This window comes from Bacteroidota bacterium (assembly GCA_039111535.1).
Taxonomy (GTDB): domain Bacteria; phylum Bacteroidota; class Rhodothermia; order Rhodothermales; family JAHQVL01; genus JBCCIM01.
Genome location: JBCCIM010000024.1, coordinates 1 through 12,346, shown reverse-complemented (window position 1 = coordinate 12,346; position 12,346 = coordinate 1). Strand labels below are relative to the sequence as shown.

Annotated in this window: 10 protein-coding genes; 1 reads left to right on the top strand and 9 read right to left on the bottom strand. The window is 51.2% G+C overall.

The window, feature by feature from the left end:
* Positions 1–59 precede the first annotated feature (59 nt).
* Positions 60–1,349: an ATP-dependent Clp protease ATP-binding subunit ClpX gene (gene clpX / locus AAF564_06060; GenBank protein MEM8485092.1), complete on the bottom strand. Its 1,290-nt coding sequence runs from the start codon at positions 1,347–1,349 to the stop codon at positions 60–62.
* A gap of 5 nt (positions 1,350–1,354) precedes the next feature.
* On the bottom strand, positions 1,355–1,498 hold the full coding sequence (locus AAF564_06055; GenBank protein ID MEM8485091.1) for a hypothetical protein: 144 nt from the start codon (positions 1,496–1,498) through the stop codon (positions 1,355–1,357).
* Positions 1,499–1,538: 40 nt separating this feature from the next.
* On the opposite strand from AAF564_06055, the gene AAF564_06050 reads away from it, so the two are divergent.
* Positions 1,539–2,504, top strand: coding sequence for an RsmB/NOP family class I SAM-dependent RNA methyltransferase (locus AAF564_06050; GenBank protein ID MEM8485090.1), 966 nt, complete (start codon positions 1,539–1,541; stop codon positions 2,502–2,504).
* Between the two features lie 71 nt (positions 2,505–2,575).
* Here the strand turns inward: AAF564_06050 and AAF564_06045 are convergent, their stop codons facing one another.
* The 7 genes from AAF564_06045 to AAF564_06015 form a co-directional block, all read right to left on the bottom strand.
* Positions 2,576–3,061 carry a transposase gene (locus AAF564_06045; GenBank protein ID MEM8485089.1) on the bottom strand — a complete coding sequence of 162 codons (486 nt, stop codon included), beginning with the start codon at positions 3,059–3,061 and terminating at the stop codon, positions 2,576–2,578.
* A 156-nt stretch (positions 3,062–3,217) separates the two neighbouring features.
* Complete coding sequence (locus AAF564_06040) at positions 3,218–4,084, bottom strand: EcsC family protein (GenBank protein MEM8485088.1); 867 nt, start codon at positions 4,082–4,084, stop codon at positions 3,218–3,220.
* A 295-nt stretch (positions 4,085–4,379) separates the two neighbouring features.
* On the bottom strand, positions 4,380–6,440 hold the full coding sequence (locus tag AAF564_06035; protein MEM8485087.1) for a hypothetical protein: 2,061 nt from the start codon (positions 6,438–6,440) through the stop codon (positions 4,380–4,382).
* A gap of 35 nt (positions 6,441–6,475) precedes the next feature.
* Complete coding sequence (locus AAF564_06030) at positions 6,476–7,141, bottom strand: deoxynucleoside kinase (protein MEM8485086.1); 666 nt, start codon at positions 7,139–7,141, stop codon at positions 6,476–6,478.
* A 175-nt stretch (positions 7,142–7,316) separates the two neighbouring features.
* Positions 7,317–8,249 carry an NAD-dependent epimerase/dehydratase family protein gene (locus AAF564_06025; GenBank protein MEM8485085.1) on the bottom strand — a complete coding sequence of 311 codons (933 nt, stop codon included), beginning with the start codon at positions 8,247–8,249 and terminating at the stop codon, positions 7,317–7,319.
* 60 nt (positions 8,250–8,309) lie between these two features.
* On the bottom strand, positions 8,310–9,437 hold the full coding sequence (locus AAF564_06020; protein ID MEM8485084.1) for an ATP-dependent 6-phosphofructokinase: 1,128 nt from the start codon (positions 9,435–9,437) through the stop codon (positions 8,310–8,312).
* Between the two features lie 112 nt (positions 9,438–9,549).
* Complete coding sequence (locus tag AAF564_06015) at positions 9,550–12,222, bottom strand: hypothetical protein (GenBank protein ID MEM8485083.1); 2,673 nt, start codon at positions 12,220–12,222, stop codon at positions 9,550–9,552.
* Between the last annotated feature and the right edge of the window lie 124 nt (positions 12,223–12,346).

Here is a 12,346-nt window from a genome sequence, read left to right as displayed (position 1 = left end):
ACTATTAGCTTGTAAAATGCATAATGTGTCCCCTTTTGCCAGCTGATTGTCCACACGCCCTAAGCAGAAGCTTTTCTTTTCTCAAAAATTGGGGCCGTACCTTTTACAACGGTATCATGCGAAATCCGGCAGGTACCAATATCCTGGTGATGGTGCATGTCGAACATGATGTCGAGCATCGTGTCTTCCATCACAGAGCGTAAGCCGCGCGCACCGGTGCCGAGGTTTCGTGCCCTGGCAACAATGGCGTCCAGTGCATCATCTTCAATCACAAGATCAACCCCGTCCATTGCAAACAGTTTTTGGTACTGCTTGAGCAATGCATTTCGCGGGTTCAGCAGAATGCTTTTCATGGCTTCATCAGACAGGGCATTGAGCGGTGCAACAACCGGGATACGCCCAACCATTTCCGGGATAAGACCAAATTTCAGCAGGTCATTAGGTTCAATATGCTGGAAGATTTCCGGATCGTCGCGATCGAATTTCCGCTGCGATTCTGTGAGGAAGCCGATGGTGTTGGTTGACATACGGTGAGAGATGAGCTCAGAAAGGCCATCAAAAGCACCGCCGCAGATAAAGAGGATGTTGCGCGTATCGATATTAATGAGGCTTTGCTCGGGATGTTTACGTCCACCTTTGGGCGGGACACCGGCAATTGTACCCTCAAGTATTTTTAGTAACGCCTGTTGCACCCCTTCCCCGGATACATCGCGGGTGATGGATGCATTGTCGGCTTTGCGCGCAATTTTATCGATTTCATCGATATAGATGATGCCGCGTTCTGCCCGCTCGACGTTAAAGTCGGCTGCGTGAAGCAGGTGCGCCAGGATGCTCTCTACATCTTCGCCAACATAGCCGGCTTCTGTCAGGGCTGTGGCATCAGAAATCGAAAACGGAACGTTTAGGGTACGTGCAAGTGTTCTTGCGAGCAGCGTTTTGCCCGTCCCAGTTGGACCTACAAGCAGGATGTTAGACTTTTCGAGCTCAACGTCTGCATAGTCAGGCAGGAAGTTTTCGTTATCGATCCGCTTGTAGTGGTTGTATACGGCAATCGAGAGGGCTTTTTTTGCGCGCTCCTGGCCAATTACATATTCGTCGAGGGATGCTTTGATCTCAAGGGGAGAACACTGGACGTGTAGCGAAGTTTTTCGGCGTGCCGTGTTGTTGGTGTTGGTGTTTGTTGGCTCTGCCTGGTAGGTCGACATGTCACTGCGGACAATGCCGGCTGCATCGTTAATGCATCGGTCACAAATGTACACGTCCGGCCCGGCAACCATGGAGGATACCTCGTGGGCGGACCTGCCGCAAAATGAACACGTTATGACGTTGTCGCCGCGTCGGTTACTCATTCCTTTTAAAAGCTTGGATGTGCCAGAAAGCTCGCGTCTTGCAGCGTTTCTCCACGCAAGATATAGACCGTTGGTACAAAATGCACGTGCCATCGCTGTATTCGCGGACCAACGTGTTCTTTTATTGCGAGCTTGCTGTGCGGATCCATATTATTTAGAATTCTCTGGCTTTTGTACCGGGATGTACAGATGATACCCACCGAATTTATCGAACGCCTAAAAGCAATTGTGTCGCCGGCGCAATACAGCGCCGTTGAAGCCGCGCTTTCAAGCCCGCGTGCAACCAGTTTTCGCGTAAACACGTTACGGGGATCGCAGCGAGAGGTACACGGCATGCTACAGGCAGCGGGCCTCGATGCTACACCGCTTTCATGGTTCGAAAACGGCTTCTGGATTTCGCATGATCAGCGCGAAGCCTTGCTGGGGTCTATATTGTTTTCGGAGCAAAAAATTTATGTGCAGAATCAATCGAGTATGGTGCCGCCGCTCGTACTGGATCCGCAACCCGATGAGCGGGTGCTCGACCTTGCCGCTGCGCCAGGTAGCAAAACGCTGCAAATGGCTTGTCTGATGCAAAATACGGGTGAGCTTGCTGCCGTTGAGGTAGTAAAGAAAAGGTTTTTCAAGCTGCGTGATAATCTTGCTGCACAGGGGGCTGAGCACGTTCGTACCTTTTTGAAAGATGGCCGGGCCGTCTGGAAAAACCGCCCAGAGTATTTTGATCGTGTTTTGCTGGATGCGCCCTGTTCTAGTGAGGGCCGGTTTCACACCAGCAATCCTGAAACCTATGCCTACTGGAGTCCACGAAAAATCAAGGAAATGGCGCACAAACAACGGCGTCTGCTATATTCCGCGCTGCATGCCGTAAGGCCTGGTGGGACCGTTGTGTATTCAACCTGTTCTTTTGCACCTGAAGAGAACGAAGGGGTGGTCTCTTCCTTGCTCAAACGCTTTGATGGTGTAGTTGAAGCGGTGCCTTTTGTACTCGATTTTGATCAACTCGCCGCACCGTGTATGACATGGGCCGGCAAAGATTTTCATCCTCAGGTGCAACATGCACGCCGTATACTACCCGGTTACCATACAGATGGGTTCTTCATCTGCAAACTGGTAAAACACGCGTCCACGTCGCCTGGTACTGGCCGGAGAAAGTAATAGGGATGCGAGAACCCGCATCCCTATTACACGCAAAACAACTAAGCAACGTATTGATCTAAACCAGCAGGTTAGGCTGCCTGGTTGTGTGGTGAATCGTCGTCAGATCCGATAAAATCGCGTAGTACCCAGGCGTAGCGGCGTGCCTGACGTTGCTCAGGCGTAAGGCTGCTGCCGGCTTCCACTGTATGAATCTTTGCGCGACGAGGCTGTGGTGTAGCCTGGTAGATTTTGAGATCTACTGTCGGGTACGGAGAGACAAAAGAGGATGCCATGGCTTTTTGCCGAATGTCATTCGGTAAGGTTTCGAGCACGCGTTGCCACACGCCCGTTTTTCTCCACTTGTCGAAATAGTAATAAACTGTTTGCCACGGTGCATAGCTTTTGGGTAGCATCCGCCAGTGGATGTCGTTATGCACCACGTAAAGAATCGCATTGATAATGCCCCGGATGGCGTGTTTGCGTTTGCGCCGGCAATCAAACAGGTCTTTGATGGCATCCCATTGACTATCCGTAAGGGCGGTCTGTTTTTCTGTCAAAACTAGAGGTTCAATCATTGCAGCTTGCGTAAGGTGATGAAGAAAGTTAGCAGCGTATATATCTGCGTGATGTGTATACATATGATAACATATGTATATTATATGTGCAAGTTCCACGTGGAAGAATCTCTTTTTTGAAACGAGTTTGTTACAAAGGCGCGTAAGCTGGGCTGTTTAGCGCTGCTGGGTGTTGTGTTTGCCGTATTTGGCGAAGAGAAAACGCTCGCGATAGAGGTGGTATGCGACGTCACATACAGTATGTGTGTAGAGGCTGTTGTAGCCACCGGCAACCACTGCGCCGGCAACGGGCAACACCTGGGCCAACTTGCTTTTTGTGACTTTCAGGGCCAGGGATTTGGCAACGGTTTTGACGGTGCCGCTGACGGTGAGTTGTCTAATGGTACTCAACGTTTTACGGCGTGCAACGGTATTGGGCGCGTGGTGTAGTTGTTTTTGAAGTGCCGGACCTAGTTCTGATTTGGATTTTGCAGCGACATCCAAAATTTGCAAGGCAAACAGGCGTTCCTGTTCTTCGGATATATCAAAGCCACAATAGGTAGCGTATTCTCCAGCAGCCCGGAGGTTCATCGTAATCAGGGCCAGAATATCGGTCAAAATGCCAGCAGCGCCCGCTAATCCAGTTGCAACCCCTTCTACTGCGGCAATGCTTTTGTATTTAATGGGCAGCCCGACGAGGCGCTCGTCGACAGCAGCCAGGTCTAACATGGGGATATGATGGAAAGCTTCGACATGATGGTGGCCGGCATCTCTGAATTCCTCAAAAATAGCGTCCCGCCATACAAGATCTTGTGCAATTTCATTGGTTACCGTCACAAGTCCGGTTACCACGTTGTCAATGGTCCAATCGACACCTGGCACCTTGCGGAGGTGCTCGGTAAGGTTACTCAATCCGCTTTGTAGGCTGTTGGAGGTACGGGTAAACCAATCAGATTCAGGCGTACGCCATTTCAGAATGTCGTCCAGCGCCTGTTTCTCGTATGCAGAGGGATAGCGAATAGCCGGTAAATGTCGTTCTTGCATCGTCTCAGGAAATTAACTCATTTTTTTACGGGTTAATTGGTTGAAGGTTACTCGGGTAATTGGTTGAGGTTTAAGGTTACTGGTTTAAGGTTGGTTCAGGCGGTGAACCCCAAGAACCTTAAACTTACAATATTAAACCCGTTTTCAATCCTAATCGATTAGAAGCCGATTTTTATGAGGGTATAGGGGTTGGGTAGGCGTCGTGTTGTAGAAAATTCAGTGCAGAAAAATTGGTTTAAGGTTGGTTCAAGCGATGACCTCCAAGAACCTTAAACTTCCAACCTTAAACCAGTTTTCAATCCTGTATAGGCCAGTAGACGCCGAAGCGAAAGCGTTGGGCAGGGAGGGGGTAGTCGGGGACGAGGAGGTTACCTACGATGAGAGACGGGTTGCTGAGGACGTTTTCGAAAGCGAGGAATAGCGTAGCGGTTCGGATGCCGGCTTCGATAACAACATCCATGGCAACAGAGGCATCAACGGGCCGGCTGCCGATGGGACGGAGTACAAGTACGCCTGTTTCTGCGTGCAGGGTTCTGCTGTCAAAGTCCGACCATAGCCTTGCCTTTGTATACAGGTCGAGGTCGAGATCGCCTCGGAATATCACATAACGCATGCCCAGCCGGCCCTGGAGATACAGTTCTGGTAAGCTGGCCCCAAGGGTAGAGTGGGCGCTTGACGAATTGGCATTTTGCAGGGTGTAGAGGGTTGGGCTTATAGTAAGATAGAATCCGCGTCGCGCCAGTTTTCGCAATCCCAGTTCTCCTGAAAGGCTCACCCAGTTAACGTCTGTTGAGAAGAGTTGGATATCGATGGAGTCGGCGTCTGACCGTGCAAAGAAGTCTGTGTAATTCTCTGTATTGTTTGTGGAGATTTTGCCTTCTAGGGTGAGCGGTCCTGTGGCGAACGATATGCCGGCCTGCAGCTGCGCCATGCGGCTTGTCGCACGGAACGGCTGAATACTCCCTTCCCAGCCATATTCTTCTATCCACGAACCATTCTGGGTGGTATACGCTGCCTGAAGGAAGCCGCCGAGCATCCCGCCAGAAAAAGAGAGCCTGCTTGAGCCGCCCAAAAAGGTGTCGTCGAGCCTGTCGTTTTTGCTTGAATAAAGCGTGGGGGATATGTCGAGCTGTGCTGGTCCCAGGGGCAGGGTTGTGTGGAGCGTCAATTGCAACGCAGATCGGGCTGGGTCAAGCGAGTCGGGCAGGGCCGTGCTGTTTTTACGCAGGTGTTCGCGCCAGCCTTCGAGGGTAACGTTGACCTCTCCTTTGCCAACTTTCAGGGCCTGTGATAGCTGGTAGCCAAATCTGCTGCTACGCGCCTGGAGTGTATCGCCGTCGACGTATCGGAATGTGCCAGCGGTCCAGTACCCCATCGTTGTAAATGGCCGTGTGGTATCGGGGAGCACATTGGTTCTTATTGTTAGTGCCAGATCGTTGCGCAGGCTTTGTCGCTGTGCGCTGGCGTTGATGACGCTTGCCCCAAATCGTGCATAAATGGCTTCGTAGTTGTTTTCATTTACGACAACGCCGGCATGGGCACCCAGCCTGCGGCGATTTGACAAGTTCATCAGTTCAACCGATCCCCAGGGGTGCTGGTAGCGCAGGCGGGTAAGTAATTGGCGGGCGCCTTCGAGCCGGCTACCCGGATATTCGCCATTGGCGCCGTGCCCACCATAGGCTAGCAAAATGCCAAGTATACCGCTGCGCTGGCGTAGCGGTATGCTGCGGCGCTGGCTATGAAAAACAAGGACGCTTTTGAGCCCATTGTTCGACTGCCTGTAGCGAATTTCTGTGATCGGCCGGCTTTCATTCAGGCTCCGCAACCGCGTATTGACTGTGAGAGGTGCGCCAAAGCGACCGGGTTGCAAACGGAACGGTTGCAACAAGGCAAAAGGTAATAGCTCGTAATTTGCTATCCCGGTTACGCTGTTGTCAAAAGGAATGCCGTTGTAACTGAGGGCTACATCATGGGGTGCGATGCCGTATGGGCTCCAGCCATCTGGCCATCCGGAGGCACCAAAATCATACAAAAAAGAGCCGGCGTAGCCAGCCAGTAAATCAGCCGGCCCGAGCGCTGCGCTGATGGTTGGTAGGGAGTCACCAACAGTGATCCCTGTATCCAGGTCAAGGAATGGAACCGGTGTTTTGAAAATAATGGTTTGCTGAGGTGGCGAGGGCTGATTTAGAGAATCAGCCGGTGGCATGGCCAGCGAATCGCGCGGCGGTGGTGCAATGGTCGTATCGGCTTCCTGTGCAAACACGGGAAGGGTGCTGCACAGGAGAAGCACGAGGCATGCCACCAGGAAGGCAACGCATGACGAAGCAAGGCAAGAAAAGAGGCGCAAAGCAATCATGTGCAATTGGTGCATGATCGAATGGGCCGGCAACTTTAGTCAGCAAACAGACCGAACAAGCGGCTCTCGATGCGACCAACAATGTCGTTGCGGTCGTCCGGGTTGTTTACAAAGTCGTATGAATCAACATCAATGATGAGTTTCGGGCCGGCAGTATATCGTTCAATCCATTCATCATACAAAACATTGAGGCGCTCGAGGTACTCAATGCGAATCGTGTTTTCAAAATCTCGCCCGCGAGACTGAATATGGCGGACCAGCGTTGGTACAGATGCGCGCAGGTAAACCAGCAGGTCGGGTGGACGGAGGAAAGATACCATGATCTGGAACAGCTCCGTGTAATTCTGATAGTCCCGGCCAGACATCAAATCCATTTCGTACAAGTTACGTGCAAAGATCTCGGCATCCTCATAAATCGAACGATCCTGCGCAACGGAATACGGACTATTTTCTATGGCTTGCTGCTGGTTGAAACGGCTCGATAGAAAGAAAATCTGCAAATTAAACGACCATCGCCGCATGTCTTTGTAGAAATCTTCCAGATACGGGTTGTCGTCTACGCGCTCATAGTAAGAGTTCCAGCCGAAGTAGTCGCTGGTTATTTGCGTCAATGAGCTTTTCCCAGCGCCGATGTTGCCGGCGATGGCGACGTGTTTCTTTTCTTTGTACTTCGTCTGCTTGTCGAGATTATTCAAATCCATCACAACACGTGTCGTGTCTTTTTCCTGGTAAGTGTGGGTCAGTTGCCGCGTCGATGGAAGGCGTGACCAAGAACGATGTATCCCAAACTCCGCAAGCACGCGTGAAGTTCTCAGCGCACCGCAATTAGATGCTGCTTAATGAGGGAAAAAGCTGTGATTTTCCTGAATTCCCTGTTCATGCCGCCGTAGCACGGCCTTTTTGCAGGTAGGTCAGATTTGCAGCAGTAAACGGTACGCGCTCCAGTTCAAAATCTCGATAGAATGCTGTAGGATCACACGTATTGCCTTCAATCAGCATTTCAAACTGATCCGGTGTGATGGGGAGTACACCAAGTTTACCAACAGTGTGGATCAGCGGGCGAACCAACCAAAGGGGTTGTTTTAACTGTGGTTTGGGTGATATGCCGGCTCCTTCTGCAAGAATATCCAGTATTTCTGTATAGGCGTAAGCCACGGGGCCGGCAACAGGATAGATCTGGTTTTTGGCTGTTTCGAGGGTTAATGCTTGCACAAAAGCATTGGCTACGTCCGTCACAGCTACCGGCTGCATTTGATAGGCGCCGTCTCCAAACACAGGCAGGATAGGAAAGGCCAATACCAGCGTTTCGGTTAACTGTGAGGTGAATTCCGGTTGGCCCGGCATTGGGGCGCCAAAAATTACAGAAGGCCGAAAAATAGTCCAGTGACCAAAATTGGCTTTCTGGACATATTGCTCTGCCTGCCACTTGGTGGTTTGGTATCCTGAAACGCCGGATGCGCGTGCACCGTTGGCGCTCATCTGGATAAAATAATCAATTTCGGAAGCTTTGGCTTCGTCAACCACGTTTTTGGTTGCATCCAAATGCATACGCTCGAAGGTGATGCCGGCACGCGAGTTTTCCTGGATAATACCTACAAGGTGTATCACCGCATCGCATCCACGCAACAGCCCGGTGAGGGTTTTGGGTTTGGTGACATCCCCTTTGACCTTTTCAATCCCGTCATGTGAGATTTTGAGCGGTGCTGTTGTGTCGCGCATGAGACAGCGCACTGTGTGACCGGCTTCGATGAGTGCTTCGAGCACATAGGAGCCAACAAAACCTGTTGCGCCTGTCAAGAATACATGCATGATTTATAGCAGTTTGGCCGGGGATTACTGCACACGCCGGCGCAATATGAATCAGTTAGTTCAAGTGACTGCCGTCGAGATTTCTGTCCCGAGGAAACGGCTATCAAGATTAGATACACCAAAAGAGGTCCCAACAGCCATTGCCGTGATTAACATGGCTGCGTCATGCGGGATGGTGCGTACTTTACCCGCAATGTTTTCGAGGGCTACGGTTGTCAGGCGGTTTTGTTGGAGTGCGACCATTCTGCCGTACTCGCCGGCAGCAACCATAGATGCTGCATAGGCACCAAAAGCAGTGGCTAAATTGCGGTCAAACGGTGTTGGTGTACCGCCTCGCTGCGTGTGCCCCAGAATGGTGGTCCTGATTTCGCTTCGTAAATGGACCTCCAGCTGATTTTCCAGCATATTCCCGATGCCGCCAAGGCGAATGGGGTCCGGACTGTCTTCAATCAGTTCGCGTACCACCATCGATCCGCCTACAGGCTTGCTGCCTTCAGCAACCACAATGATGGTGAATTTCTGCCCACCAACTTCCCGCTCCTTACAGACACGGACAATTTCGTCAATCTCGTATTCAAATTCGGGCACAAGGATAACATCAGCGCCGCCGGCTACGCCTGCATACAGGGCAATCCAGCCGGCATATCTGCCCATTGTTTCTACAATCATAACCCGGTGATGGCTCTGCGCTGTTGTGTGTAGCCGGTCAATTGCCTCCGTGGCCACGGCTACTGCAGAATCAAATCCAAAGGTACGCTCTGTAGCAACAAGGTCGTTGTCGATGGTTTTGGGTACCCCGACAATGTTGATGCCCAACTGCTGCAGCCGATGTGATATCGACATGGTGCCATCCCCGCCAATCACAACCAGGCCATCAAGGCCGAGGGTGCGTACAAACTTGGTGACTTGCGAAGATACATCTGCATCACCCCGGCGGTAATAGCTGAACGGATTGGCTTTGTTGCTTGTGCCGAGAATGGTGCCGCCTCGTGTAAGGATGCCGCTTACATCCTGATAGTCCAACGGGCGAATACGTTCTTCTATGAGCCCTTGAAACCCATCTTCAAACCCGAGAACTTCTGCGTTATGCTGCACAATCAGACTTTTGGCCACAGCACGGATCACGGCATTGAGTCCTGGACAATCACCGCCTCCTGTAATCACCCCTACGCGTAAACGTTTTGCCATTTTTGGTTTATCGATGCTTTTGTGAGCTGTTTTACTTGCCGGCATCCCTGGTTCGGATGCCGGGTGTAAAACAATCTAACAAGAAAGCGTGCAACGATAAACGAAGAAACCGTCAACTTGCGTCTTCAGTAGCTGGCGTAAGGCGCCCCTGCATCACTTCGACGCGCTTGATTAAATCCCGGTATGGTAGATACGAAGCTTGCGCTGGTGTCTCCTGTGCTTTCAGGTCAGCCATCACTTCATCCCACAACTCATCGTTTCTAATCTCACCGTTGATGTGCCGGCGCAGGTTGTCCAGCCGTTCTTCCACCATATGCTGGATTTGTTTGTAGATCCGTTCTGTCTGAATGGCACTGCCCGACTCATACATCCGGTCGATCAACCGTTTGATTAGCATGCCGGTAACGCCGACATAGGGCAATGCAATTACAGAGAAGGCAATCAGGCTGACGTTGCTGGTGCCAAACATCATAATCCATAACAGCGAAAAGCCAAAGAGAATGCCGAGGGCCTGGGTAGTTCGCCGGCGCACTTTTTTGCGGAGTGGCAGCGCAATCATGATTGGCTTTTTGTTGCGCCAGATGTGTTTGGCTGACTTACGGATTTTCTTCTGAATCAGGTCGACCATATACTGATCTGGCGTCAGTGGTTTGTCAACCGGCCGGTCAATTGGCTGAAGGAATTCGCTGTTGTTTTTGTGCAAGAAGAAAGAAACGGGATACTCATAAGGCGCACGGATATTGAGGCGCGTGCGGGTCAGGTGCTGTACAGGGTCCATCAGGCGGTCTCGCATTAGCGTGGATACCCAGGGGATAGACCATTTTACAGCGCTTTTCATGGCTAGCCGCCGGCCATATTTCTTCCAAACAATGTCAATGCGCTTGTGGATGGATTCTTTAGAGCCTTGCCATTGCTCCGTCATCTCATCGCGGGCATATTCTATATCCTGGATCAGTTGCCGCTCCATGCGAGGGATCACGTAGTCGAAACAACGCTGAATCAATTGGCGATTCCATAGGTCGATGAACTCTGGTTCTTGCATCCTGCACAGGAATAACACAGGTGAAAGGGAGTCTCCTGGCAGGTGTGGCGTTGGGATTTGGGACGGGAGGTTGTTCAGGTAGCTGTACGTTTGCTCCAGCGGCATAAGCACAACGGGTACTTCGTTGGGCAGGTAGCCATGTATTGAGCGGAAAGTTTGTTCAGCGGACCGGTTCAGGTTTTGTTTTAGCTGTTTGAGGGTGGCGTTGAGCCACGTGTTTAGCTCCTCTTCAGCTTTTAAAGCAATACCCGGTAGCCATTCGTTAGCAGTTACCCACTGGTCGGCCTGCACAGGTGCACTGCTGAGGCCTTCCTTGGGGTCGAAAATGGCTGCTTCACTTTCTGTGGTAATACCCTGCTTTTTTAATTCAAGGCCCAACAGGTCTTCCTGTTCGCCTCCATCAGCCCAGGCGATAACTTCACGCGGTTTCTGCGCCGGCATGGGGAGGATGTCGCGTTCTATCTCTCCGCAAAGCTGCGCAAGATAGTTTACAGGTACCTGGGGGAGCCGGAATGAAATGGCCGGCAGGTCTGCGTCTGTTTGTGTGTTTTGTGTAGGAATTGTTGGCCGGATTTTGAGATCGTCTGCAATATCATTGTCAAACGAAAGGCCTGCAAAGAGGTCTTGCGTTGCGTTGAAAATGTACTGGTAAACGCTTTTGCCGAACGTAGCTGAAGGGGAGGTGCCATCGCTTGCTGCTTTACGCTTTTGCTTGTTGAACCCATCAAGGGCAGCTGCACGCGCCAGGGCGACGTGTTTCTGCTCGTCAATAAACCGATGAATCTTGACTTCCAGTTCGGAAGCAACATGCTGCAGTTTTTCGTCGACCTGCATTTTGAATTTCTGATACACCCACCGGTTGTTTAACACGCGGTCGACATAACTTTCAAACTGCGTAGCCAATGCATCGCGCATAGCAGTTGCAAAAAGCACCTGGTTTTGCTTTTTCAATGACGGTGCACTGGAGAAAAATCGATTCCTGATTTCGCGGTGTAACAGGGCGTTTGATCCTTCGAGTACCACATCGAGTTCATCCGGGTCTTTGCTGCAAGGCACCACCACATCCAGGTATTGCCCAACCGTGGTCCGCGCAAGCTGCAAAATCTGTATCCATCGTTTTCTGGGGATGGATTCCATATGCGAAATAACGCCCATTGACGTTACGGGCAGTGTAAGCCGGCTTTTGAAGTTCTTCGCCAGTTCAAGAGAGGATTCTTCATTAACCTGATCTGCCCGAAAGACCAGAATTACACCGTCTGCATGCCATAGCGACTGCTCTACATCAGTATGTCCGATGTCGGGCATTTCAGAGATGGCCATGTTCTTTGGCAGGGCCGGTGCATTGAGGTGCCAGTAAATGCGTTGGATATGTGTAGAATGGTTGGGCGAAAGATTTTTCTGATTTCGCGCCAGTGCCTGCGCCTGTGCAATGGGCATTCGGCGGATAGGCTCATTTTCCAGGTTGGTGTGGATCTCGGCATATTCCCGTTTATCTTCGGCCCTGAGGAAGATGTTGGTCCAATTGTTGGGCGCGTCGGGGGTAGCAATGTTGCGTCCGAGCAACATGTTGACCACAGTAGATTTGCCGGCGCCGCGCTGGCCGATAATGAGGAGCGAAAACTGCTCTTCTTGCTCATTGGCCTTCTGGGCAATCAGGGCTGCCTCATTGTGGAAGCCGAATGTTTCTGCGGCGTTCCGAAGGGTATCGTATTCTGGTGTAGAATTTGGAATGGGTAAAGTCATAGCGTCACGATCGTCGACAAGGGTTGACTTCGTGGTTTATCAAAAACCCATCCCAATAGAAAAAGCCTCTTTTTGGCTAAAAAAGAGGCTTTCTTTAAGAAAAGCTACCATAAAACATTGCGCG

Coding starts and splice junctions, on each gene's coding strand:
- clpX (MEM8485092.1), bottom strand. CDS start 1,349: ATGAGTAACCGACGCGGCGACAACGTCATAACGTGTTCATTTTGCGGC.
- AAF564_06055 (MEM8485091.1), bottom strand. CDS start 1,498: ATGGATCCGCACAGCAAGCTCGCAATAAAAGAACACGTTGGTCCGCGA.
- AAF564_06050 (MEM8485090.1), top strand. CDS start 1,539: ATGATACCCACCGAATTTATCGAACGCCTAAAAGCAATTGTGTCGCCG.
- AAF564_06045 (MEM8485089.1), bottom strand. CDS start 3,061: ATGATTGAACCTCTAGTTTTGACAGAAAAACAGACCGCCCTTACGGAT.
- AAF564_06040 (MEM8485088.1), bottom strand. CDS start 4,084: ATGCAAGAACGACATTTACCGGCTATTCGCTATCCCTCTGCATACGAG.
- AAF564_06035 (MEM8485087.1), bottom strand. CDS start 6,440: ATGATTGCTTTGCGCCTCTTTTCTTGCCTTGCTTCGTCATGCGTTGCC.
- AAF564_06030 (MEM8485086.1), bottom strand. CDS start 7,141: ATGGATTTGAATAATCTCGACAAGCAGACGAAGTACAAAGAAAAGAAA.
- AAF564_06025 (MEM8485085.1), bottom strand. CDS start 8,249: ATGCATGTATTCTTGACAGGCGCAACAGGTTTTGTTGGCTCCTATGTG.
- AAF564_06020 (MEM8485084.1), bottom strand. CDS start 9,437: ATGGCAAAACGTTTACGCGTAGGGGTGATTACAGGAGGCGGTGATTGT.
- AAF564_06015 (MEM8485083.1), bottom strand. CDS start 12,222: ATGACTTTACCCATTCCAAATTCTACACCAGAATACGATACCCTTCGG.